General features: G+C 69.3%; 22 protein-coding genes. 12 read left to right on the top strand and 10 right to left on the bottom strand.

Going from position 1 to position 21,859, the window contains the following annotated elements:
* Positions 1 to 4: 4 nt before the first annotated feature.
* A complete protein-coding gene (locus ACYVKR_RS11000) occupies positions 5 to 1,438 on the bottom strand; it encodes an MdtA/MuxA family multidrug efflux RND transporter periplasmic adaptor subunit (protein WP_460480934.1) in 1,434 nt (477 codons plus the stop codon).
* 291 nt (positions 1,439 to 1,729) lie between these two features.
* Positions 1,730 to 2,635, bottom strand: a complete 906-nt coding sequence (locus tag ACYVKR_RS10995; protein WP_460480933.1) for a LysR family transcriptional regulator — start codon at positions 2,633 to 2,635, stop codon at positions 1,730 to 1,732.
* A gap of 98 nt (positions 2,636 to 2,733) precedes the next feature.
* Here ACYVKR_RS10995 and ACYVKR_RS10990 point away from each other — a divergent pair, with 98 nt between their 5' ends.
* The 5 genes from ACYVKR_RS10990 to ACYVKR_RS10970 all read left to right on the top strand — a co-directional run bounded on the left by ACYVKR_RS10990 (position 2,734) and on the right by ACYVKR_RS10970 (position 7,181).
* A complete protein-coding gene (locus ACYVKR_RS10990; protein ID WP_460480932.1) occupies positions 2,734 to 3,681 on the top strand; it encodes a hydroxymethylglutaryl-CoA lyase in 948 nt (315 codons plus the stop codon).
* A gap of 33 nt (positions 3,682 to 3,714) precedes the next feature.
* Positions 3,715 to 4,926, top strand: a complete 1,212-nt coding sequence (locus ACYVKR_RS10985) for a CaiB/BaiF CoA transferase family protein (RefSeq protein ID WP_460480931.1) — start codon at positions 3,715 to 3,717, stop codon at positions 4,924 to 4,926.
* Between the two features lie 75 nt (positions 4,927 to 5,001).
* Positions 5,002 to 5,994: a Bug family tripartite tricarboxylate transporter substrate binding protein gene (locus tag ACYVKR_RS10980; RefSeq protein ID WP_460480930.1), complete on the top strand. Its 993-nt coding sequence runs from the start codon at positions 5,002 to 5,004 to the stop codon at positions 5,992 to 5,994.
* Between the two features lie 53 nt (positions 5,995 to 6,047).
* Positions 6,048 to 6,794, top strand: coding sequence for an SIMPL domain-containing protein (locus ACYVKR_RS10975; protein ID WP_460480929.1), 747 nt, complete (start codon positions 6,048 to 6,050; stop codon positions 6,792 to 6,794).
* A 114-nt stretch (positions 6,795 to 6,908) separates the two neighbouring features.
* Positions 6,909 to 7,181, top strand: a complete 273-nt coding sequence (locus ACYVKR_RS10970; RefSeq protein WP_460480928.1) for a PsiF family protein — start codon at positions 6,909 to 6,911, stop codon at positions 7,179 to 7,181.
* Positions 7,182 to 7,236: 55 nt separating this feature from the next.
* Here the strand turns inward: ACYVKR_RS10970 and ACYVKR_RS10965 are convergent, their stop codons facing one another.
* The gene (locus ACYVKR_RS10965; RefSeq protein ID WP_460480927.1) at positions 7,237 to 8,388 is read right to left on the bottom strand and encodes a chromate transporter; all 1,152 of its coding nucleotides are present in this window, start codon (positions 8,386 to 8,388) and stop codon (positions 7,237 to 7,239) included.
* A gap of 14 nt (positions 8,389 to 8,402) precedes the next feature.
* Positions 8,403 to 9,365, bottom strand: coding sequence for a chromate resistance protein ChrB domain-containing protein (locus ACYVKR_RS10960; RefSeq protein ID WP_460480926.1), 963 nt, complete (start codon positions 9,363 to 9,365; stop codon positions 8,403 to 8,405).
* A 198-nt stretch (positions 9,366 to 9,563) separates the two neighbouring features.
* Between ACYVKR_RS10960 and ACYVKR_RS10955 the strand changes: the two genes are divergently transcribed.
* Positions 9,564 to 10,532: a Bug family tripartite tricarboxylate transporter substrate binding protein gene (locus ACYVKR_RS10955; protein WP_460480925.1), complete on the top strand. Its 969-nt coding sequence runs from the start codon at positions 9,564 to 9,566 to the stop codon at positions 10,530 to 10,532.
* 76 nt (positions 10,533 to 10,608) lie between these two features.
* Positions 10,609 to 11,913 carry an MFS transporter gene (locus ACYVKR_RS10950; RefSeq protein WP_460480924.1) on the top strand — a complete coding sequence of 435 codons (1,305 nt, stop codon included), beginning with the start codon at positions 10,609 to 10,611 and terminating at the stop codon, positions 11,911 to 11,913.
* Here ACYVKR_RS10950 and ACYVKR_RS10945 read toward each other — a convergent pair.
* From ACYVKR_RS10945 to pmbA, 3 genes are all read right to left on the bottom strand, one after another.
* Positions 11,903 to 13,099 carry an alpha-hydroxy acid oxidase gene (locus ACYVKR_RS10945; RefSeq protein WP_460480923.1) on the bottom strand — a complete coding sequence of 399 codons (1,197 nt, stop codon included), beginning with the start codon at positions 13,097 to 13,099 and terminating at the stop codon, positions 11,903 to 11,905. The two genes, ACYVKR_RS10950 and ACYVKR_RS10945, sit on opposite strands and share 11 nt — an antisense overlap.
* A 69-nt stretch (positions 13,100 to 13,168) precedes the next feature.
* Complete coding sequence (locus tag ACYVKR_RS10940) at positions 13,169 to 13,876, bottom strand: riboflavin synthase (RefSeq protein ID WP_460480922.1); 708 nt, start codon at positions 13,874 to 13,876, stop codon at positions 13,169 to 13,171.
* A 106-nt stretch (positions 13,877 to 13,982) separates the two neighbouring features.
* Positions 13,983 to 15,383: a metalloprotease PmbA/TldD family protein gene (gene pmbA, locus ACYVKR_RS10935; protein ID WP_460480920.1), complete on the bottom strand. Its 1,401-nt coding sequence runs from the start codon at positions 15,381 to 15,383 to the stop codon at positions 13,983 to 13,985.
* A gap of 71 nt (positions 15,384 to 15,454) precedes the next feature.
* On the opposite strand from pmbA, the gene yjgA reads away from it, so the two are divergent.
* The 5 genes from yjgA to ACYVKR_RS10910 all read left to right on the top strand — a co-directional run bounded on the left by yjgA (position 15,455) and on the right by ACYVKR_RS10910 (position 20,051).
* Positions 15,455 to 16,123 (top strand): DarP family protein, encoded by a 669-nt coding sequence (yjgA, locus tag ACYVKR_RS10930; RefSeq protein WP_460480919.1) that lies wholly within the window; start codon positions 15,455 to 15,457, stop codon positions 16,121 to 16,123.
* Between the two features lie 43 nt (positions 16,124 to 16,166).
* A complete protein-coding gene (gene mog, locus ACYVKR_RS10925; protein ID WP_460480918.1) occupies positions 16,167 to 16,757 on the top strand; it encodes a molybdopterin adenylyltransferase in 591 nt (196 codons plus the stop codon).
* The gene (locus ACYVKR_RS10920; RefSeq protein WP_460480917.1) at positions 16,754 to 17,680 is read left to right on the top strand and encodes a ketopantoate reductase family protein; all 927 of its coding nucleotides are present in this window, start codon (positions 16,754 to 16,756) and stop codon (positions 17,678 to 17,680) included. Before mog ends, ACYVKR_RS10920 begins: the two co-directional genes overlap by 4 nt.
* A 349-nt stretch (positions 17,681 to 18,029) precedes the next feature.
* On the top strand, positions 18,030 to 19,079 hold the full coding sequence (locus tag ACYVKR_RS10915) for a type 2 periplasmic-binding domain-containing protein (RefSeq protein ID WP_460480916.1): 1,050 nt from the start codon (positions 18,030 to 18,032) through the stop codon (positions 19,077 to 19,079).
* Positions 19,080 to 19,280: 201 nt separating this feature from the next.
* Positions 19,281 to 20,051, top strand: a complete 771-nt coding sequence (locus tag ACYVKR_RS10910) for a 3-hydroxyacyl-CoA dehydrogenase (RefSeq protein ID WP_460480914.1) — start codon at positions 19,281 to 19,283, stop codon at positions 20,049 to 20,051.
* 10 nt (positions 20,052 to 20,061) lie between these two features.
* On the opposite strand, the gene ACYVKR_RS10905 is transcribed toward ACYVKR_RS10910, so the two are convergent.
* The 3 genes from ACYVKR_RS10905 to ACYVKR_RS10895 form a co-directional block, all read right to left on the bottom strand.
* Positions 20,062 to 20,454, bottom strand: a complete 393-nt coding sequence (locus ACYVKR_RS10905; protein WP_460480997.1) for a c-type cytochrome — start codon at positions 20,452 to 20,454, stop codon at positions 20,062 to 20,064.
* Between the two features lie 5 nt (positions 20,455 to 20,459).
* Complete coding sequence (locus ACYVKR_RS10900) at positions 20,460 to 21,026, bottom strand: ferritin-like domain-containing protein (protein ID WP_460480913.1); 567 nt, start codon at positions 21,024 to 21,026, stop codon at positions 20,460 to 20,462.
* A 112-nt stretch (positions 21,027 to 21,138) separates the two neighbouring features.
* Positions 21,139 to 21,849, bottom strand: a complete 711-nt coding sequence (locus ACYVKR_RS10895) for an RNA polymerase sigma factor (RefSeq protein WP_460480912.1) — start codon at positions 21,847 to 21,849, stop codon at positions 21,139 to 21,141.
* Between the last annotated feature and the right edge of the window lie 10 nt (positions 21,850 to 21,859).

Genomic DNA, 21,859 nt, shown 5'->3' with positions numbered 1-21,859 from the left:
CGCATCACTGCGCCGCGCCGGCGGCAGCGGGCGCGGCGGGTGCGGCTGGCGTGGCAGGTGTTGCTGCCGGAGCAGCCCCGGCAGCCGGCGCAGCGCCGTCGCCGCCCTGCCCGCGGCGGCCCCTGCCGCCGTGGCCGCCACGGCCACCCGCGCCGGGCGCGGCGCCCATGGTCGGCGTCTCGCCCTGCAGCTGCACGCTGGCGCCGTCCTTGAGGCGGTCGGCGCCCTCGGTCACCACGCGCTCGCCTTCCTTGAGGCCGCTGGCGATCGTCACCCACTCCACTGTGGACAGGCCGCGGATCACGGTGCGCTGCGTCACCGTGCGGTCCTCGTTGATGACGTAGACATAGTCGCCGTTGCCGCCGGTGCGGATCGCGGTGACCGGCACCACCAGCGCGCTTTCGTCCTTGAGCGTGAGCCGCACATTGACGAACTGGTTGGGGAACAGCGCACCGTCGGCATTGCCGAAGCGCGCCTTGGCCTTGACGGTGCCGGTGGTCGTGTCCACCTGGTTGTCCAGCGTGCTGAAGGCGCCGGTGGCCAGGGTCTTGAGGCCGGCGCGGTCCAGCGCCTGCACCTTCAGTCCGCCGCCGGCGCTCTCGGCCTTCTGCGCCTCCAGCACCGCCGGGATCTGGTCCTGCGGCACGGTGAAGCTCACGTTGATCGGCACCACCTGGGTGATGACTGCGATGCCCGTGGTGCCGCCGGTGGAGACGTAGTTACCCGGGTCGATGGTGCGCAGGCCGATGCGCCCGTCCACCGGCGCGCTGATGCGCGTGTAGCCCAGGTTCAGCTCGGCGCTCTTGACCTGCGCCTGGTCGCTCAGCACCGTGCCTTCGAGCTGCTTGGCCAGCGCGGCCTGGGTGTCCAGGTCCTGGCGGGCGATGGAGTCCTGCGACCACAGCGTCTGGTAGCGCTTGAGCGTGACCCGCGCCGCGTCGAGCTGGGCCTGGTCGCGCGCCAGCGTGCCGCGCGCCTGCATCAGCGCCTGCTCGAAGGGGCGCGGGTCGATCTGCGCCAGCTTCTGGCCCTTCTTGACCATCTGGCCTTCGGTGAACAGCACCTCGCTGAGCACGCCCGAGACCTGCGAGGTCAGCGTCACCGTGGTGACCGGCACCACGGTGCCCATGGCGTTCAGCGTGAGCGGCAGCGTCTGGCGCCGCACCAGCGCCTGGCCGACGGTGACCTGCATGCCGCCGCGCATGGCGCCGGGGCCGCCAGGCCCGCCCGGACCGGCCATGCCGGCCGGCCGGCCCGCGCCGCCGGCGGGCGCCTTGCCGCGCTGCACCAGGTACCAGGCACCGCCCGCGAGCGCGGCCACCACGGCCACGGCCACCAGCGAGCCCAGCCAGCGGCGGCGGCGCGAGAGGGCCGCAGGGCCTGGAGTGGCGGAAGTGGCAGGAGATGGCGGGGAAGGATTGTTATTCGATTCGTTCATGGTCGATCCACTTGGCGTCCGGCGAGCCCGGTTGCTGCCACTGTAGCCGCAATGCGGCCGGCGCTGCGGCAAAGCTCCCTCGGCCGGGCTGTCGATTGACGGATGCTATGCAAAGCATGTTGCCCTTGATCGCCCGCTGTGCAAAAAAACAGTAAATCACGGCGCCGGTTGGAGGCATCCTGCCGCTACTGTTTTAAGAGCTATTCGCGCTTTCTGGATATTGATATTCAATATGTTTTTATTGAAGATAACCGCCAATCAAGCGCCAGAAGCTCTCAAATCCATAGCATCTCAATCCTGCGCATACGGCCCCGACAGGTGCGCCAGCAGCGCCTTTGCCGCCAGCGGCAGCAGCGACTCGTCGCGGTAGCTGATCGCAAAGCGGCGCCGCGCCCAGGCGTCGGCCAGCGGCACCACGCGCACCTCGCCCTGCGCGGCGAACGAGCTGGCCACCTCGCGCGGCACCACGCTAATCGCCAGGTTGGCCTGCACCACGCGCAGCGCCGCATCGAAGTTGCTGACGTGCACGCGGTGGCGCAGGCTCTTACCCTCCTGCGCCGCGGCGCGGGTCAGCAAAATCTGCACGGCGCTGAGCGCGGGCATGCTCACATGCTCATACTCCAGCACGTCGGCGAAGTGCACCTCGGCCAGTTGCGCCACCGGGTGGCTGGCATGCGCGGCCACCGCGAGGTGGTCGCTGCGGTAGGGCCGGGTCTGCAGGCCCGAGAGGTCGGCCGCGTCCCAGCAGATGCCCATGGCCGCGCGGCCCTCGCGCACGCCGCGCACCACGTCGGGGCTGACGCACTCCTCCAGCGTCACGCGGATGTTGGCGTGCGCCGGCAGTTGCAGGAAGCGCGCCACGTCCTCGGCCAGCGACTCGGCCATCACCGAGGCCGTCACCAGCACCCGCACCTGGCCCTGCACGCCCTTGGAATAGGCCGCCATCTCCTGCTGCATGCGCTGGGCCGCGGCCAGCATGGTGCGGGCGTGCTCCAGCAGGGTCTCGCCGGCGGCCGTCGGGCGCAGGCCGCGGCGCTCGCGCACGAACAGCGGCGCGCCCATCTGGTGCTCCAGCTGCCCCAGGCGCTTGCTGATGGCCGAGGCCACCAGCGCCTCGGACTGCGCCACCCGCGCAATGCTGCGCTGCTCGCACACCTCGGCGAACAGTCGCAGGTTCAACAGGCTCAGGTCATGCATTGCAAGAATTTCCAATCTGGAACGATATAGCTTCCCAGATTGATTATCGATGACGTAATGAAAATTCTAAAATCCAGCCATCGCACCACGGAGCCCCCATGAATCCCCACCAACCGCCCTGTGCACCCCACGCCACCGTCCGCGAGGTCGGCCTGCGCGACGGCCTGCAGAGCATCGCCGCCACGCTGCCCACCGAGGCCAAGTGCGCCTGGATCGACGCCGCCTACGCCGCCGGCATGCGCGAGATCGAGGTCGGCTCGATGGTGCCGGCCCGCCTGCTGCCCCAGCTGGCCGACACCGCGCAGGTGCTGGCCCATGCGCGGCGCCTGCCGGGCCTGGTGGCCTCGGTGCTGGTACCCAACCTCAAGGGCGCCGAGCGCGCGCTGGACGCCCAGGCCCACGCCATGGTCGTGCCGCTGTCGGCCAGCCACGCCCACAGCCTGGCCAACCTGCGCAAGACGCCCGACGAGGTGGTGGCCGAGGTGGCGCGCATGCGCGCCGCGCGCGACGCCGCCGGCAGCCGCACGCTGATCGAGGGCGGCGTGGGCACGGCCTTCGGCTGCACCTTGCAGGGCGCGGTGGCGCCGGCCGAGGTGCTGCGCCTGCTGCAAGCCCTGCTCGACGCCGGCGCCGACCGCGTGAGCCTGGCTGACACCGTGGGCCATGCCGATCCGGCCGGCGTCAGCCGTTTGTTCGAGCAGGCGCTGCGCCTGGTGGGCGAGCGGCTGCGCTACGCACACTTCCACGACACGCGTGGCATGGGCCTGGCCAATGCCTATGCGGCCTGGCAGGCCGGCGTGCGCGGCTTCGACGCCTGCCTGGGCGGCATGGGCGGCTGCCCGCATGCGCCCGGCGCCAGCGGCAACGTGGCGACCGAAGACCTGGCCTATATGCTGGAGCGCATGGGCGCCGCCACCGCCATCGACATCCCCGCGCTGCTGCGGCTGCGCCAGCGCCTGCAGGGCTGGCTGCCCGGCGAGGCGCTGAACGGCGCGCTGTGGAAGGCCGGGCCCATCCAGGCCCCAGCCACCGCCGCCTGCGCCTGAACCATCACCCATCTCCTTTGATCTGAACACCCCATGAGCACTGCCGAATCCTCTTCCCCCCCGCTGCCGCTGGCCGGCATCCGCGTCGTCGAGTTCACCCACATGGTCATGGGCCCCACCTGCGGCATGGTGCTGGCCGACCTGGGCGCCGAAGTCATCAAGGTCGAGCCGGTCGACGGCGACCGCACCCGCCACCTGCTAGGCGCGGGCGCGGGCTTCTTCCCGATGTTCAACCGCAACAAGAAAAGCATCGCGCTCGACCTGCGGCACCCGCGCGGGCTCGAGGTCGCGATCCGCCTGGCCAGCAGCGCCGACGTGGTGGCGCAGAACTTCAAGCCCGGCGTGATGAAGAAATACGGCCTGGGCTACGAGGCGCTGTCGCAGCTCAACGAGCGGCTGATCTATGTGAACCACACCGGCTTCCTGCCCGGCCCGTACGAGCACCGCACGGCGCTGGACGAAGTGGTGCAGATGATGGGCGGCCTGGCCTACATGACCGGGCGGCCGGGCGACCCGCTGCGCGCGGGCACCAGCGTCAACGACATCATGGGCGGCATGTTCGGCGCCATCGGTGCCATGGCCGCGCTGATGCAGCGCGCCGCCACCGGCCGCGGCCAGGAGGTGGACTCGGCGCTGTTCGAGAACAACGTCTTCCTCGTCGGCCAGCACATGATGCAGTACGCCGTGACCGGCCAGGCCGCCGCGCCCATGCCCGAGCGCATCTCGTCGTGGGCGGTGTACGACGTGTTCACGCTCAAGGACGGCGAGCAGATGTTCCTCGCCGCCGTCAGCGACGCGCAGTGGAACACGCTGTGCCTGGCCTTCGGCTGGGCCGACCTGCAGTACGACCCGGGCTTCGCCACCAACAACGACCGCGTGCGCGCCCGCCCCCGGCTGCTGCCGCTGCTGCGCGAGCGCCTGCTGCACTACAGCAGCAAGAAGGTGGCGAAGATCTTCGAGGACAACGGCCTGCCCTACGCGCCGATCAACAAGCCCGAGCAGCTCTTCGACGACCCGCACCTGAACGCCACCGGCGGCCTGGCCGACATCACCCTCACCGATGGCGAGCGCGCCGGCGCATCCGCCCGCACCACGCTGCTGCCGCTGCGCATGGACGGCCAGCGCCTGGGCGTGCGCCAGCACCCGCCGCGCCTGGGCGAGCACACCGAGGCCCTGCTGGCCACGCTGGGCTATGGCGCGGACGAGATCGCGCAGCTGCGCGAGCAGCAGGCCGTGGCCGGCTGAATGCCAGATCACTCATAAATCAATAGCTGCTTGCGCTTACCCCATAAGCGCCACAAGCCAAAAGGAGACAAAACCATGCCAATCGATCCGACCACCCTCACGCGCCGCCGCCTGCTGGGCTCCGCGCTGGCGCTGGGCGCGCTGCCGCCTGGATTGGCATTCGCCCAGGCGCCGGCGCACGACAAGCCGCTGCGCGTGATCCTGCCGCTGTCGGCCGGCTCGGGCGCCGATGGCGCCATCCGCGCCATCAGCAGCAGCCTGGGCAAGGCGCTGGGCCAGCCGCTGGTGATCGAGAACCTGCCCGGCGCCGGCGGCATCACCGGCACGGCCCAGCTGGTGCGCGCGCCCCGCGACGGCTCCACCATCGCCATCGTCAGCAACAACCACGTGGTCAACCCCAGCCTGTACAAGAACATCCCGTTCGACGCGCTCAAGGACATCACGCCCATCACCGTGATCGGCACCACGCCCTTCGTGCTGGTCGCACATCCCAAGGTGCCGGCGCGCACAGTGCAGGAGCTGGTCGCCTATGCCAGGGCGCACCCCGGCGAGCTGAACTACGGCTCGTCCGGCAACGGCACCATCCTGCACCTGGGCGCGGCCATGTTCGTCGAGCAGGCCGGCCTGCAGATCCGCCACATCCCCTACCGCGGCATGGGCCAGCTGATGAACGACCTGCTCAGCGGCCAGGTGCAGCTCGGCGTGGTGGCCGTCGCGCCCGCGCAGGCCCACATCAAGGCCGGTGCGCTGCGCGCGCTGGGCGTCACCAGCGGCCAGCGTGCCGCAGGACTGCCCGAGGTGCCCACCATCGCCGAGCAGGGGCTGCCGCAGTACCTGCTCGACGGCTGGATCGCCGCCGTGGCCCCGGCGGGCCTGCCCGCCGCCGAGCTGCAGCGGCTGTACCAGGGCTTCCAGCAGGGCATCGCCATGCCCGAGGCGCGCAGCGCGCTGCAGGCCCAGGGCTACGAGATCCGCGTCAGCCCGCCGGCGGAAACCGCGAGCTTCATGCGCAACGAAAAGCAACGCATGGAGGCCCTGGTGAAGGCGGCCCACATCGAGATCGATTGAAGAACAGGTTCTAAGGGCTACCATGCGGGCTTGATTGATCTGGAGTGATCCCCATGACCCTGGCCCGTCTGCCTTTTCGCCTTTCCCGCACCGCCCTGACCGGCTTCGCCGCGCTGGCGCTGTCCGCCACCGCGCTGGCGCAGAACGCCAACGAGGCCCCGCGCAGCAAGGACGGCCCCACGCTGAACCTGGAGGCCGCCGCATCGCAGCGCGTGCCCGAGGACACGGCCTGGGCCACCTTCAGCGTCGAGAAGGAATCGCGCGACCAGGCCCAGGCCCAGCAGACCGGCCGCGCCGCGCTGGCCGAGCTGACCGCCGTGGCCAAGAAGTACCCGCAGCTGCAGGTGAGCACCGACAGCCTGTTCACCAGCCCCAGCTACGACAAGAACGGCAAGATCACCAACTGGCGCACGCACTTCACGATGCGCATCGAATCCACCGACACCGCGCAGGTCGCGCAGGCCATGTCCGACCTGATGGACAAGGCGCGCCTGTCGGGCTCGGGCTTCACACTGTCCACCGCCGCGCGCAAGAAGGCGCAGGACCAGCTGATCGCCACCGCCGTGCAGGAGTTCGAGGCCAAGGCCAAGGTGACCGCCGCGGCCATGGGCTTTGCACGCTTCAGCTACGACAACGTGGCGCTGCAGCAGAGCAACAACGCCATGCCGCGCGTGGCCATGTACTCCGCAGCCGCAGATGCCGGCATCAGCAGCAAGTCCGCGCCGGCCCCCGTCACGCTCGAGCCCGGCAAGACCGAGGTCTCGGTCAGCGTCTCGGGTTCGGTGCGCCTGCTGAAGTGAGGAATCCCGCTTCACCAGCGCACACATCGTTTGCATTGCATCCTCTGGAAATCGGGGGCAATCTATGCTTCAATCGGCTCGCGCTGGTCTTCGGCGCCAACCCATAGCATCACCATGAAAAAACTGCTTGCTGTCACCGCGCTGGCCTTCGCCACCAGCCTGTCGTTTGCCGCCGACAAGGCCCCGTCTGCCCAGCAGAATCTGATGAAGACCTGCAACACCGAGGCCACCGGCAAGAAGGGCGACGAGCGCAAACAATTCATGAGCTCCTGCCTGTCCGACGGCAAGAAGCGCCAGCAGGAACGCATGAAGGCCTGCAACGCCGACGCGACCGGCAAAAAGGGCGACGAGCGCAAGTCCTTCATGAGCGAGTGCCTGAAGAAGTAATCCCTCGCCCCCCGCATCCCGAAGCGCTGCGCGATCCGCAGCGCTTTTTTTGCGCCTACACCAGCGGGTGCACGAGCAACCCGATGACGGCCGCCGCCGCCACGATGACCGGTTCGGGCAGCTTCTTGAAGCGCCACAGGATGGCAGCGGTCGCAATAGCCAAGGTTGCGGTGATCCAATCCGAAATGGACCGCTGGCCGATGACGACCACCGCGCCGGCGATCGAGCCGATGGCCGCCGCCGTGACGCCATCGACGAAGGCGACGACATCCGGGCGCTTGCCGTATTTCTTGAAGTACGGCGCGGGCAGCACGGTGAACAGGTAGCAGGGCACGAAGGTGGCCAGCGCCGCCACCACCGCGCCCCAGAAACCGGACACGAGAAAGCCGATGAAGCCCGTGGTGATGACCACCGGCCCCGGCGTAATCATCGCCACGGCCACCGCGTCCACGAACTGCCGGTCGGTCAGCCAGCCGTACTCCTTGACGACGCCGCCATAGAGGAAGGGCACGATCGCCAGGCCGCTGCCAAAGACAAAGCTGCCAGCGTAGGCGAAATACAGGCCGATCTGCTTGAGCTTCACCCAGTCAATGGTGTTCAGCGCGAACAGGCCGGCCGCGGGTGCTGCCACGCCGTTCAGGTTGCCGCCGCGCCTGAGCCATGCGGGCGGCGCGCGCCAGAACCACACCAGCACGCCGGCCCCGAGGAAAAGCCAGACCTCTTCCGATTTGGTGATCACCGTGACGGCCGCGCTGACCAGGAAAATCGGCCACAGCAGCTTGTCCTTGCCGATGCTCTTGCTGGTCAGCTTCCAGGCGCTCATGGCGATGATGCCGATCACCGCGGCGCCCACGCCGTAGAACACCGACTGCATCCAGCCGATGCCGCCGTAGGCCGTATAGGCCGCGCCGAGCGCCACCACCATCAGGAAGGAAGGCAGCACGAAGGCCACGCCCACCAGGCTGGCGCCGATGAAGCGGTAGTGCACATAGCCCAGGTAGATGGCCAGTTGCGCGGCCAGCGGCCCCGGCATCAGCTGGGCCAGCGCCAGGCCTTCCTTGTAGTCCGCATCGGTGATCCAGCGGCGCTTTTCCACCAGGTCTCGGTACATGTAGCCCGCGAGCGCCACCGGGCCGCCAAAGCCCCAGGTACCCAGCGCCAGCATGTAGCGCACGAGCTGCCAGAGCGTGTAGCCTGGACCGTTCATGTTCGTCCCTCCTGTCATGGCCTGCGCGCGCCGGAAAAATGCGCGTGCAGCGAATCCAGCACGCCGGCCATGTCGGCGAGCAGCGCATCGTCATCCGGCAGGCGCTTGCGGGCACCGGCCAGCACGGCCTCGAAACCGGCCGCCTCGGGCGTGGGGGTGCCGCCCACGTCCAGCGCATGCACCATGGCGCCCAGCCGGGCCAGGCCGCGGTCGCCCTCCAGGCCGAAGCTCGCCAGCAGGACCTCGAACGTCACCTGCTCGCCCACATGCGAGAAGGCCGCGCCGTCGAAATCGAAGCCCAGCGCATCCGCCGGGCAGTCGGCCGGCGCGTCCAGCCACGCAAAGCGCGCGTGCGGGTCAATGAAGCGCTGGATAAGCCAGGCGCTGGCCACGCGGTCCACCCACAGGTGGCGGCGCGTGGCCCAGAGCCGGCCCTGGTACTGCATGCGGTCGCGCCGCGCAATGCGGCCGGCCCTGGCCTGCGGCTCGCCGGGCGACTGCAGGGCATCGATGGCGGCGGCGAAGTCGCGCCACTGGGCTTCGGCCCGCAGCGAGGTGGCGTCGGGAAAGAAGTCGAGCTTGCGGATCGCCTCGTAGGCCCGTGCGTGCCGGCGCTGCAGGCGGCCCAACTCCACCGCCGCCAGGCCGGACAGCGTCTTGCGCGCCTCGGCCAGCTCCGCCAGCCAGGGCGTGTAGTCGTCGGTGCGGTCGAACAGGGTCTGGAAGGCGGCCTGCTCGGCAGGCGTTGCGGCCCGCACCTGCAGCAGCCAGGCGTGCCCGCCCTCGCGCAAGGCCTCGTCGGCCAGGGGCTGCAGCTGCGCGGCCTGCTCGGCCTGCGCCGGCAGCAGGTAGGCGCCGTCGCGCAGCGCGGCACAGCCCATCGCCTTGACGGCGCGCCAGATCCGCATGCGCGCCGTGGCCGCGGTGGAAGGGAGGCTGACGACCAGGGCCAGCCAGGAACCAGGAACAGGAGTCATGGCCGCAGCATAGAACCTCGTCACAACTACTGCAATTCCGTAGCGATCTCTACAAACACCCACCCGCCATTGATACCTGGCCGGAATCAGCCGCCGGGCAAATAGTATTAGACGCGCTATCAGCCCCTCCGTATCCTGGCCGGCCAAGCCGCTGCACCTGCGGCCCACAGAACCACCGATACCGATCAGGAGACCTGCATGCAACGCCGCGACTTCCTGGCGGCCGCCACCGTGGCGGCCGCTGTGCCTTTCACACCTCTCGCCCAGGCCCAGGGCAAGCCGCCGCTGCGCATCGTCGTGCCCTACCCCGCGGGCGGCGCGGCAGACCAGATCACCCGCATCGTGATGACCGACGCCGCCGCCGTGCTGGGCACGCCAGTGGTGATAGACAACAAGGGTGGCGCGGCCGGCATGATCGCCGCCGAGACCGTGCTGCACGCGCCGGCCGACGGCACGACCTTCTTCGTCGGCGCGAATGCGCCCATGGTCATCAACCAGGCCATCTACAGCAAGATGGCCTACGACCCGGCCAGGGACTTCGTGCCGGTGGCCGGCATGGGCAAGTCGCCGCTGCTGCTGGTCACCCGCAAGGACCTTGGCGCGGCCGACGTGAAGGCGCTGGTCGCGCTGGGGCAGAAGGACCCCGGCAAGCTCACCATGGGCTCGGCCAGCAGCGGCAACATCACCCACCTGGCCGGCGAGTACGCGAGCAGCAAGCTGGGCTTCAAGGTCACCCATGTGCCGTTCGCCGGCAGCGCGCCGGCCATCGTCAGCATGATGGGCGGCAACGTGGACCTGATGTTCGACGCCCTGCCCTCGTGCATGCAGCAGGCCAAGGCCCGGCGCATCGTTCCGCTGGCCATCCTCGATGCGCAGCGCTTCGCGCAGTTGCCCGACGTGCCCACGCTGGCTGAGCTGGGTTACCCGGGCCTGGAAGCCAGTGCCTGGTTCGGCGTGATGGCCCGCACGGGCACGCCGGCCACGGCCATCGAGTCGCTGAACCAGGCCATCAACCAGGCCCTGGCCAAGCCCGAGGTGCAGGAAAAGCTGCGCAACATCGGCGCCATGCCCATGCCGGGTTCGGCGCAGCAGTTGGGGCAGTTCATCGATGCCGAGCGCAAGCAGTGGATGCCGCTGGCCAAGTCCCTCGGCGTGAAGGCGGACTGATGCCGCCGGCGGGACATGGCCCCGCGCGCGCGGGGCCTATCATCCGCACATCCTCAGAGCACCAGCCGCCTGCGCCATGACCTCCATTGCCGCGCCCTCGGGCCCTTCCGCCTCCCCGTCCCCGCAAGCGCCGCAGCCGGCGGACGGCCTGTATTTCGGCTGGGTCATCGTGGCGGCGTCCACGGTGCTGACCCTGCTCACCGTCGGCATGCGCATGGGCATAGGCCCGTTCATGCTGCCGATGGCGCAGGACCTGGGCTTCAGCCGCAGCCTGCTGTCGTCCATCGTCGCCATCGGCATGCTGTGCTATGGCCTGGGCATGCCGGTGGCCGGCTGGGCGGTGGCGCGCTGGGGCACGCGCGCGGTGCTGCTGTTCGGCGCGGTGGCGGTGGTGCTGTCGTGCATCTGGACGATCTACGCGCGCACGCCGTGGAGCTTCTTCTGGGCCTACGGCGTGGCGCTGTCGCTGGGCCTGGCCTTCACCAGCCCGGTGGCAGTGACGCCGATGATCAGCCGCTGGTTCACGCGCCAGCGCGGCATGGCACTGTTCTGCCTCTCGACCGGCTCCATGGCCGGCATCGCGGTGATGACGCCGGTGTTCACCTACACCATCGGCCACTCGGGCTGGCAGTACACGCTGATGGGCTTTGCCGCGGTGTTCGCCGTCATCGTCGCGGCGATGGCCTGCTGGGTGGTGCGCGACCAGGCGCCCGAGCACGCCGACCTGCTGCCGCAGCAGATCGCCGCCCGCCAGGCGCAGGCAGCAGCTGCGGCCTCGAGCGGCGTCGCGGCGGCCCCGGCCAGCCTGCGCTTCATGCAGGCGATTGCCACCACGCCGTTCTGGCAGATCTTCCTGGGCCTGTTCGCCTGCGGCTTCAGCATGAACCTGCTGGGCACGCACGGCGTGCCCATGCTGATGGACCATGGCTTCGACGCCGGCAGCAGCGCCGGCGGCATCGGGCTGATCGGCCTGGTGGCCATCTTCAGCACGCTGGCGCTGGGCAAGCTCTCCGACCGGGTGCCGCGCCGCTACATCCTGGCGGTGATCTACCTGGTGCGCGGCCTGGGCTTCGTGGGGCTGGTGGCGGTGGTGCACCACTGGCAGCTCTATGCGGTGGCGGCCATCGGCGGCATCGTGTGGGCGGGCTCGATCGCCTCGTCGTCGGCCATATTGGCCGACCTGTATGGCGTCAAGCTCGTGGGCCTGCTCTACGGCTGGGCCTATGTGGGCCACCAGGTGGGCGCGATGATCAGCAGCTGGCTTGGCGGCTGGGCCTACGAGCAGTTCGGCACGCACTGGATCGCCTTCGGCGCCGCGGCCGCGCTGCTGGGTGTGGCGGCCACGGTGTCGCTGCGGCTGCCCACGCAGCTCAGGCGCTAGCGGCAGCGGGCCGCAGCGCCGCGAAGTCGCCGCATTCCCGCAGCAGGTCGGGCGTGACCTCGGCCGGGCTGCTGCAGCCCAGCAGGGCCAGGTCGGTGAGGATCTCCTGGCGGAAGATCTGCACCGCATGCGCGATGCCGGCCTGGCCCGCCACGGCGGCGCCATAGAGCTGCGGCCGGCCGGTGAAGACCATCTGCGCACCCAGGGCCAGGGCCTTGAGCACATCAGTGCCGCGGCGAAAGCCGCCGTCGATGAACAACGGAAAATCCGCCGGCACCGCGCGGCGGATCTCGGGCAGCGTCTGCAGCGGCGAGATGCAGCCGTCGAGCTGGCGCCCGCCGTGGGTGGAGACCACGACCGCATCCACGCCCTGCGCCACGGCCAGGCGCGCGTCGTCCGGGTGCATCACGCCCTTGAGCACCAGCCGGCCCTTCCAGGCCGCGCGGATCTGCGCCACGCAGTCCCAGTCGAGCTGGTCGCGCTCGCCGCGAAAGCCGTGGGGCGGCTCGGCGGTGATCGCCGGCCCGCCCTCGTGCGCCAGGTTGGCAAAGCGCGGAATGCCTTCGCCGAGCATGGTCTTCAGGAACACCCCGGCCGTCCAGCGCGGATGGCGCAGGCCGTCGGCCAGCAGGCGCCAGCTGGGCCGGAACGGCACGGTGAACTTCAGCCGCTGCAGGTTCTCGCGGTTGGCGCCCACGCAGGTGTCGATGGTGATGACCAGCACCGGTATGCGGGCGCGCTCCAGCCGTTCGAGCAGCGGCCGGATGCGCGCCAGGTTGCCCGGCAGGTAGGCCTGGTACCAGCAGTGCCCGTCGTTGATCTGCTGCAGCCGCTCCAGCGGCACGGTCGAGGCACCGCTGATGACGAAGGGCAGTTGCTGCTGCCGCGCCACGGCGGCCAGCGCGGCGTCGCAGTCCTGCATCACGATGGCCGCGAAGCCGGTGGGCGCAAAGCCCAGTGGCAGCGAATAGCGCTGCCCCCAGAGCGTGGTGTCGGCGCTGCGCTGGTCCACCCGGCGCAGGCCGCGGGGCACGAAGCCCAGGCGGCGGAAGGCCTGCAGGCTTTCGGCCAGCGAGGCGCCGTCCTCCGTGCCGCCGCAGACATAGCCGCGCACGCAGTCGGGCATGCGGCGGCGTGCGGCGCGCTCCAGGTCGGCGATGGACAAACAGTTGTGCAGTATTCCCACGGTGTCTCCGGCTGGCGATTGCCGGCTATTGTGGGAGGCTCCGCGCTCGGCGCAAGAGCCTGGGGGACATCAGCTGCGCGGCAGCTGGGGCGGCGTGACCAGCTCGTCCAGCGACAGGCCCTTCTCGCGCAGCAGCGCCTCGAGCACCGGCTTGAGCGCGCCCAGGCTCTCGTCGACGGCCTCGCGCACCGTGTCCACCACCACCTGGGTGCCGCGCTCGATCTCGATGTTCAGCCCGTCGCCCACGCGCTTGGATTCGAACACCGTCATGCGCCGGGTCTCGGGGATGAGCCAGACCTCGAACCAGCCCTCGCGGCGATTGACCTCGGCCACCGTCAGGCTGGCGCCGTTGATGGCGATGTAGCCCTTGGCGAACACGTAGCGGCGGAAGGGCTCGGGCACCGACACGCGCATCACGTAGTTGTTGTCGAACTCGCGCACCTGAGCCAGCGTGCCGGTGAAGTCCACATGGCCCGAAAGCGGGTGGCCGCCGATCTCGGCGCCGTCCTTGGCCGCGCGCTCGACGTTGACCGGCGAGCCCACCTGCAGGCCGCCCAGCGTGGTGATGTTCAGGCTCTGCTGCATCACGTCGAAGCTGGCGTGGCGGGCGTCGATCAGCTCGGTGACCGTGAGGCAGACACCGTCATGCGAGACGCTCGCGCCAATCGCCAGGTCCTGGCAGAAGCCCTCGGGAAACTCGACCTCGAAGGTGCGCAGGCCCTGGGTGTCGCGCACCGCGGCGATGCGCGCCACGGCCTGGATGATGCCGGTGAACATGGATGAACCCTGTCAAATTGATAGCTGCTAGCGCTTTCTGCACAAGCATTTCAAATGCATTTCTATTTGAAACCCTTGCATACCAAGCGCAAACAGCTATGGTTTTTCAGCTGCCCGCAACCTTCATGCGGTTGACCAGGATGGAGCCCACGGCGCGCGAGCCCGCGTCGTACACGTCGGAGCCCACGGCCTCGATGCCCTTGAACATGTCCTTGAGGTTGCCGGCGATGGTGATCTCCTGCACCGGGAAGGCGATCTGCCCCTTCTCGACCCAGAAGCCGCTGGCGCCGCGCGAGTAGTCGCCGGTCACCGGGTTCACGCCCTGGCCCATCAGCTCGATCACGAACAGGCCCGTGTCCAGCTTGCGCAGCATCGCGGCCAAGTCGTCGCCGGGCCGCGTCTTGCTGGAGTTGAAGACCAGGTTGTGCGCGCCGCCGGCGTTGCCGGTGGTCTTCATGCCCAGCTTGCGCGCCGAGTAGGTCGACAGGAAATAGCCCTGCACCCGGCCGTCCTCGACCACGCTGCGCGGCTGCACGCGCACGCCTTCGTCGTCATACGGCGCACTGCCCTTGCCGCCGATGACGAACGGGTCTTCGAGCAGGTGGATGTGCTTGGGAAACACGCGCTTGCCCAGCGAGTTCATCAGGAACGAGCTGTGGCGGTACAGCGCGCCGCCGCTGATGGCCTGCACGAAGCTGCCGATCAGGCCCGCGGCCACCGGCGCCTCGAACAGCACCGGGCATTCGGTGGTCGGGATCTTGCGCGCATTCAGGCGGCTGAGCGCACGCTCGGCGGCATAGCGGCCCACGACTTGCGGCGGCGCCAGGTCCTTGGCGTTGCGCATGGAGGTGTACCAGGCATCGCGCTGCATGTCGGCGCCAGTGCCAGCGATGGGCGCCACCGACACGCTGTGCCGCGAGCTGGCATAGCCGCCCGCGAAGCCCCGCGTGTGCGCGCTGTAGAAATGGCTTTGCTGCGCCGACACGCCCGCGCCCTCGCTGTTGGTGATGCGCGCATCGGTCGAGAACGCCGCGGCCTCGCACTCCAGCGCCAGCTGGGCCGCGGCCTCGCTGTCGATGGCCCAGGGGTGGAACAGGTCCAGGTCGCGCTGCTCGCCGGCGGCCACGATGTCGCCCGCGTCGGGCAGGCCGGCCATCGGGTCTTCGGCGGTGAAGCGGGCGATGTCGTAGGCCGCCTGCACCGTGCGCTTGACGGCTTCGGTCGAGAAATCGGAGGTGCTGGCATTGCCGCGGCGCTGGCCGAGGTAGACCGTCACGCCCAGCGACTTGTCGCGGTTGCGCTCCACGGTCTCCAGCTCGCCCTTGCGCACGCTGACCGACAGGCCCGCGCCCTCCGAGGCATCGGCTCCCGCGTCGCTGGCGCCCAGATGCTTGGCATGGGCCAGCGCCTGTTCCACCAGGTCTTGAAAGAATTCGCGGCTGTAGCTGAAGCCGGTTTGCGCCGGCTGGGCAGCCGTGCGCGGGGTGCGGGTTCGGGTCTTGGTCATACTGGCCGCTATGATACTGAACTGCGGCGGCGCTCTTGGAGCGACTGCCTTTTGATTTTTTCCCCTCTCCCATGTCAAGAAAACCCAAAAAAGGCTATTTCGTCAAAGGCCACTTCGTTGCCGAAGGCAGCGAACTGGACCTGGAGCTGAAAGCCGAGCTCAAAGGCACGACCGAGTCGAGCAAGACCGATCTCAAACGCGAGATGGATGCATTGCAAGACCTCGGCAAGGACCTGCTGACGCTGCGCGCCGACCTGTTCAACCGCCTGCAGCTGCCCGACAAGCTGCAGGACGCGCTGGCCGAGGCCAAGCGCATCACCAACTTCGAGGGCAAGCGCCGCCAGATGCAGTTCATCGGCAAGCTGATGCGCAAGCTCGAGGACGCCCAGGTCGAGGCCATCCAGGCCGCGCTGGACGAGCAGCGCGACGGCTCGGCCGCCGAGAAGGTGCTGCTGCACATGGCCGAGCAGTGGCGCGACCGCATGATCGTGGGCGACGAGGCCGTGTCGCTGTGGATCAACGAGTTCCCGCAGACCGACATCCAGCAGCTGCGCGCCCTGGTGCGCCAGGCCCGCAAGGATGCGCCGCCGGCCGACAACGCCGCCGAGTCCCAGGGGCTGGCACCGCGCAAGGGCCGCGCCTACCGCGAGCTGTTCCAGCTGGTGCGCGAGCGGCTCGATGCCGCCCACGCCAAGCCCGGCGCCGCGCCGGCCGGCGACGATGCCGACGACGAAATTTGAGAAAAATCAGCCTCCAACCCTTGCTACGCAAGCGCCAACAGCTATGAATTTTGAGAACATCAAGATCGGCATCGTCTCGGTCAGCGACCGCGCCAGCAGCGGCGTCTACCAGGACCAGGGCCTGCCCGCGCTGCAGGACTGGCTGGGGCGCGCGCTGCACAACCCGATCGCCTTCGAGCCGCGCCTGATCGCCGACGAGCAGGCGCTCATCAGCCGCACGCTCATCGAGCTGGTGGACGCCGGCTGCCACCTGGTGCTGACCACCGGCGGCACCGGCCCCGCCAAGCGCGACGTGACGCCCGAGGCCACGCTGGCCGTGGCCGACAAGGAGATGCCGGGCTTTGGCGAGCAGATGCGCCAGATCAGCCTGCGCTTCGTGCCCACGGCCATCCTGTCGCGCCAGGTCGCGGTGATCCGCGGCAACTGCCTGATCATCAACCTGCCCGGCCAGCCCAAGGCCATCGCCGAGACCTTGGAAGGCCTGAAGGACGAACAAGGCCAGCAGCTCGTGCCCGGCATCTTTGCGGCCGTGCCCTACTGCATCGACCTGATCGGCGGCCCCTACCTCGAAAGCCGCCCCGAGGTGTGCAAAGCCTTCCGCCCCAAGAGCGCGATCCGTCCCGCCCAGCCATGACCGCAGCCGCCGCACGACTGCGCGTCGCCGTCATGGGCGCGGGCGCCGTGGGCTGCTACTTCGGCGCCCTGCTCGCGCGCGCCGGCCACGCGGTCACGCTGATCGCCCGGCCGGCCCATGTGCAGGCCATCGCCGAGCACGGCCTGCGCCTGCAGACCGCCACCGAGGACAGCTACGTGCCGCTGGCCGCCAGCACCGAGGCCAGCGCCGCGCAAGGCGCCGAGCTGGTGCTGCTGTGCGTGAAATCCACCGCCACCGAAGACGCCGCGCGGCAGCTGCAGCCGCACCTGGCGCCCGGCGCGCTGGTGCTGACACTGCAGAACGGCGTGGACAACGACGAGCGCGTGCGCGCGGTGCTCGGCCCCGCGCAGCCGGTGGCCGCCGCCGTGGTCTACGTGGCCACCGCCATGGCCGGGCCCGGCCATGTACGGCACTTCGGCCGCGGCGAGCTGGTGATCGCCCCGTCGCCTGCCAGCGAGCGCGCCGCGCGCGAGCTGGGCGAGGCCGGCATCCCGACGCGGGTGTCGGGCGAGGTGCGCGGCGAGCTGTGGGCCAAGCTGGTCATCAACTGCGCCTACAACGCGCTCTCGGCCCTGGTGCAGCAGCCCTACGGCTGGCTGGTGCAGCAGCCCGGCTGCACCGAGGTGATCGCCGACCTGGTGGCCGAATGCCTGGCCGTGGCGCGCGCAGACGGCGTGCAGCTGCCCGGCGACATCCACGCCGCCGTGCGCGCCATCGCCGAGACCATGCCCGGCCAGCGCTCGTCCACCGCGCAGGACCTGGCCCTGGCCAAGCCCACCGAGATCGAGCACCTGAACGGCTACGTGGTGCGCCGCGGCGCCGCGCTGGACGTGGCCACGCCGGCCAACCGCGCGCTGCTGGTACTAGTGCGCATGGCCGAGGCGGCGCGGATGCAGGCTTAGGGCCTGTTCACCTAAAACTGGGAGATGCGTTGCCCCGCCGTGGGGATGGATGCGCGAAGCTTGGTATTCCCAATAGCCGCAGCTATTGGGGATGCCGAGCGACAAAGCAGGCGCCCCACGGCGGGGCAACCCGAAGGGAAGGACGAATGCCGGGCGCATTGCGGTGTTGCAGCACCCAACCAATAGCTGCGGCTATTGGCTGGGCACTGCGTCTAGCACTGCATCCCGGCATTCATCCTTCGCACTCCCAGTTTTAGGTGAACAGGCCCTAAGGTCATTCCTGCAATAAGAATGATTCTCGCTTAAGTTATCATCTCGCCCACACCAACCCTCAGCTACCCATCCGTACATGACCTCCTCGCTCAAAGCCATCGCGCTGGCCTGCGCCGTGTTCTCCGCTGCCGCGGCCCATGCCGAAGAAGCCGTTCTCAATCTCTATTCGGCGCGCCACTACTCGACCGACGAGGACCTGTACAACAACTTCACCAAGGCCACCGGCATCAAGATCAACCGCGTGGATTCGGACGACGCCGGCATCGTCGCCCGCCTGAAGGCCGAGGGCTCGGCCTCGCCGGCCGACGTGATCCTGATGGTGGACGCCGCGCGCCTGTACCGCGGCGAGAAGGACGACCTGTTCAAGCCCATCCGCTCGCAGGCGCTGGAAGAAGCCATCCCCGCCAACCTGCGCAGCCAGCCCGCGGCCGATGGCGGCATCTCGTGGTTCGGCTTCTCGACCCGCGCGCGCATCATCGCCTACAGCAAGGTGCGCATGAAGAAGGAAGACGTGGAGAACTACGAGCAGCTGGCCGACCCCAAGAACAAGGGCAAGATCTGCATCCGCTCGGGCTCGCACCCCTACAACCTGAGCCTGTTCGGCGCCATCACCGAGCACATGGGCGAGGCCAAGGCCCAGGAATGGATCCAGGGCGTGAAGAACAACCTGGCCCGCGCGCCCAAGGGCGGCGACACCGACCAGATCAAGGCCGTGGCGGCGGGCGAGTGCGACATCGCCGTCACCAACAGCTACTACTTCGCGCGCATGCTGCGTTCGTCCAACCCCGAGGACGTGGCGGCCGCCAACAAGGTGGGCGTGGTCTTCCCCAACCAGAACAGCTGGGGCACGCACCTGAACATCGCCGGCGGCGCCGTGGCGAAGTACGCCAAGCACCCCGAGAACGCAGTCAAGTTCCTCGAATACCTGGCCAGCGCCCAGGCGCAGAACTACTTTGCCAACGGCAACAACGAGTGGCCCGTCGCCAAGGGCGTGCAGACCGACAACCCGGCACTGAAGGCCATGACGCTGGGCAAGCCCTTCAAGAGCGAAACCATCCCGATCAGCGCCGTGGGCGCCAACATGGGCAAGGTGCAGCAGATGCTGGACCGCGCCGGCTTCCAGTAAGCTGCGCCTCACACCCATGCACAAAAGCCCGTTCGCGGGCTTTTTTGTCGCCGGGCCGCCCCTAGGCAAAAAACGGCCCCCTTGGGGGGGCAGCGGCTACACGTAGTGAGCAAGCGTGGGGGCACTTTTTGCAACCTCCTGCGAGAGGCCCTGCGATTAAGATGTCGGTTTACGTTCACGTCAACACAAGGGGACATCTCCATGCAGATCGCAGGAAAAGTATTCGTCGTCACCGGAGGCGCCTCGGGCCTGGGTGAAGGCACGGCCCGCATGCTGAGCGCCGAAGGCGCCAAGGTGGTGATCGCCGACCTGCAGGCCGACAAGGGCGAAGCGCTGGCGGCCGAGCTGGGCGGCGCTGGCCAGGCGGCCTTCGTACGCTGCGACGTCAGCAAGGCCGAGGACGGCGAGGCCGTGGTGCGCCAGGCGCTGGAGCTGGGTCCGCTGTTCGGCCTGGTGAACTGCGCCGGCATCGCCCCGGCCGAAAAGACCGTGGGCAAGAACGGCGCGCACGCGCTAGACCTGTTCACCAAGACCATCACCGTCAACCTGGTGGGCAGCTTCAACATGATCCGCCTGTGCGCCGCCGCCATGGCCGGCAACGCACCCGAGCCCACCGGCGAGCGCGGCGTGCTGATCTCCACCGCCAGCGTGGCCGCCTACGACGGCCAGATCGGCCAGGCCGCGTATTCCGCCTCCAAGGGCGGCGTGGTCGGCATGACCCTGCCCATTGCCCGCGACCTGGCGCGCAGCGGCATCCGCAACATGACCATCGCGCCCGGCATCTTCGGCACGCCCATGGTCTTCGGCATGCCGCAGGCGGTGCAGGACGCACTGGCCGCCGGCATCCCCTTCCCCAGCCGCCTCGGCACGCCGCAGGACTACGCCAAGCTGGTCAAGCACATCGTCGAGAACGACATGCTCAACGGCGAGGTGATCCGCCTGGACGGCGCGGTGCGCCTGGCGCCGAAATAAGCGCCCACTTTCAGCGCGCGGGCGGCGGGCACTCCGGCGTGCCGTTCACCGCGCGCAGGTAGGCGATCAGGTCGGCGCGCTCCTTGGCGTCGGGCACGCCGGCGTAGGTCATCGTCGTGCCCGGCACGGCCTGCAGGGGCTGGGCCAGGAAGCGGTTCAGCGTGGCCTCGTCCCAGGTGATGCCCGACCCTTTCATGGCCGGCGAGTAAGCAAAGCCGGGCACGCTGCCCGCCTTGCGCCCCAGCAAGCCGCAGTGGCGCGGCCCCACCCGGTCGTAGGCCAGCGCGTGGCAGGCCAGGCAGCGTGCATAGACCTGCCGGCCCAGGGCGGCATCGCCCTCCGGGGCGGCCTGCGCCGCACCGGCCGCCAGGCCAGCAAGCAGCCAGGCCAGCCCCGGTCGCACGGCGCTCATGACACGAAGGCCGCCGGCACCGGCACATCGCCCAGCGCCTGCCGCAGCACGGCCCAATGCATGGCCTCGTCGCCCAGGATGCTGGCCGCGGCCTTGGACAGCTCGCGGTTGTCGAACAGCGGCACCGCCCCCAGGTAGGCGCTGACCGCGCCCTGCTCCAGCCCAGCTGCGAACCGCAGCACATCGGCCTGCGACTTCAGCTGGTCCACCGGAAAGCTGTAGCGGGCCTTGGCGGCCACGGGCTTGCCGCCCAGTTTTTCCACGGTCTTGGCCAGCACGTCGGCGTGCGCCTTGTGGTGGCTCTGGAAGGTGAGTGCCAACTCTTTCACCGGCTTTTGCAGCAGCCCGCTCTCGGCGCCCAGCTGGTAGGCCGCAATGGCCTCCAGCTCGGCACCCAGCGCGGTGTTCAGGATCTGGGCGTCCTGCGCTCCAGCGCCGGCCTGCGCGGCCAGCACGTCTCGGCCGGCGAGCAAGGCCACCGCGGCGCCGGACAGGGCCAGGCCGGACTGTCCCAGAAACAGGCGGCGGGCCGCCACGGGATGCGGCATCAGGAGAAAGGACATGGGGAACCTCCATCGGGATGGGAGCGGCCGCGGTGCCGAACCCTCGGCATGCAGAACCAGCCACTCTGCCCATTGGATGGAGGCGCTCGTTCGGGCGTTCCTGGTTTCCGGCTTAGCGCGCCAGCCGGGCCAGCACGCCCGCGACGATGCGGTCGCAGCGTGCGCCATCAAACGAGAACGCATCGGCGAGCGCCATGTCGATCTCGCATGACAGCTGCTCGCGCAGCAGGCTGCGGGCGCGGAAGAAGCGCGTGCGCACCGTGGCCTCGGGAATGTGCAGCGCCTGCGCCACCTCCTCCACGCTCATCTCCTCGATGCCGCGCAGGATGAAGACGCTGCGGAACACGTCCGGCAGCATGTCGATGCGCGCCTCCATCAACCGGCGGATCTCGCCGCGCATGGCCATGCGGTCGGGCTGCAGATCGGCATCGGCATGCCACAGCTCGTCACCCTCCACCACCATGGCGTCCATCGCAGCATCCAACGGCACGACCTGCGCGCGGGGCCGGCGCACTCTCGCCAAGGCCTCATTCATCACGATACGCACCAGCCAGGTGGACAGCCGGGCCTCGGCCCGAAAGCCATCTAGCCCTCGCCAAGCGCGCAGGTAGGCCTCCTGCAGCACCTCCTCGGCCTCGGCGTCGCGCTTGAGGATGCTGCTCGCCGTGCGGAACAGCAGCCGGTTGTGGCGGCGCATGATGGCCTCGAATGCACCCTCGTCGCCCTCGGCGGCGCGCTGCGCCAGTTCCGCATCGCTCAGGGCGTCGGCGGTGCCGGTCCTGGCTCTGGTTCTGGTTCTGGTTCCGGTGTGCAGGTTCTGCATGTCGGTCTCC

Source organism: Comamonas humi, from assembly GCF_054782535.1.
Note: the sequence above shows the minus strand (reverse complement) of the source record. Positions and strands in the feature narration are given on the sequence as shown.

What these genes read in the sequence shown, in the direction of transcription:
- ACYVKR_RS11000 (WP_460480934.1), bottom strand. Translation starts at nt 1,438, where the DNA reads ATGAACGAATCGAATAACAATCCTTCCCCGCCATCTCCTGCCACTTCC.
- ACYVKR_RS10995 (WP_460480933.1), bottom strand. Translation starts at nt 2,635, where the DNA reads ATGCATGACCTGAGCCTGTTGAACCTGCGACTGTTCGCCGAGGTGTGC.
- ACYVKR_RS10990 (WP_460480932.1), top strand. Translation starts at nt 2,734, where the DNA reads ATGAATCCCCACCAACCGCCCTGTGCACCCCACGCCACCGTCCGCGAG.
- ACYVKR_RS10985 (WP_460480931.1), top strand. Translation starts at nt 3,715, where the DNA reads ATGAGCACTGCCGAATCCTCTTCCCCCCCGCTGCCGCTGGCCGGCATC.
- ACYVKR_RS10980 (WP_460480930.1), top strand. Translation starts at nt 5,002, where the DNA reads ATGCCAATCGATCCGACCACCCTCACGCGCCGCCGCCTGCTGGGCTCC.
- ACYVKR_RS10975 (WP_460480929.1), top strand. Translation starts at nt 6,048, where the DNA reads ATGACCCTGGCCCGTCTGCCTTTTCGCCTTTCCCGCACCGCCCTGACC.
- ACYVKR_RS10970 (WP_460480928.1), top strand. Translation starts at nt 6,909, where the DNA reads ATGAAAAAACTGCTTGCTGTCACCGCGCTGGCCTTCGCCACCAGCCTG.
- ACYVKR_RS10965 (WP_460480927.1), bottom strand. Translation starts at nt 8,388, where the DNA reads ATGAACGGTCCAGGCTACACGCTCTGGCAGCTCGTGCGCTACATGCTG.
- ACYVKR_RS10960 (WP_460480926.1), bottom strand. Translation starts at nt 9,365, where the DNA reads ATGACTCCTGTTCCTGGTTCCTGGCTGGCCCTGGTCGTCAGCCTCCCT.
- ACYVKR_RS10955 (WP_460480925.1), top strand. Translation starts at nt 9,564, where the DNA reads ATGCAACGCCGCGACTTCCTGGCGGCCGCCACCGTGGCGGCCGCTGTG.
- ACYVKR_RS10950 (WP_460480924.1), top strand. Translation starts at nt 10,609, where the DNA reads ATGACCTCCATTGCCGCGCCCTCGGGCCCTTCCGCCTCCCCGTCCCCG.
- ACYVKR_RS10940 (WP_460480922.1), bottom strand. Translation starts at nt 13,876, where the DNA reads ATGTTCACCGGCATCATCCAGGCCGTGGCGCGCATCGCCGCGGTGCGC.
- pmbA (WP_460480920.1), bottom strand. Translation starts at nt 15,383, where the DNA reads ATGACCAAGACCCGAACCCGCACCCCGCGCACGGCTGCCCAGCCGGCG.
- yjgA (WP_460480919.1), top strand. Translation starts at nt 15,455, where the DNA reads ATGTCAAGAAAACCCAAAAAAGGCTATTTCGTCAAAGGCCACTTCGTT.
- mog (WP_460480918.1), top strand. Translation starts at nt 16,167, where the DNA reads ATGAATTTTGAGAACATCAAGATCGGCATCGTCTCGGTCAGCGACCGC.
- ACYVKR_RS10920 (WP_460480917.1), top strand. Translation starts at nt 16,754, where the DNA reads ATGACCGCAGCCGCCGCACGACTGCGCGTCGCCGTCATGGGCGCGGGC.
- ACYVKR_RS10915 (WP_460480916.1), top strand. Translation starts at nt 18,030, where the DNA reads ATGACCTCCTCGCTCAAAGCCATCGCGCTGGCCTGCGCCGTGTTCTCC.
- ACYVKR_RS10910 (WP_460480914.1), top strand. Translation starts at nt 19,281, where the DNA reads ATGCAGATCGCAGGAAAAGTATTCGTCGTCACCGGAGGCGCCTCGGGC.
- ACYVKR_RS10900 (WP_460480913.1), bottom strand. Translation starts at nt 21,026, where the DNA reads ATGTCCTTTCTCCTGATGCCGCATCCCGTGGCGGCCCGCCGCCTGTTT.
- ACYVKR_RS10895 (WP_460480912.1), bottom strand. Translation starts at nt 21,849, where the DNA reads ATGCAGAACCTGCACACCGGAACCAGAACCAGAACCAGAGCCAGGACC.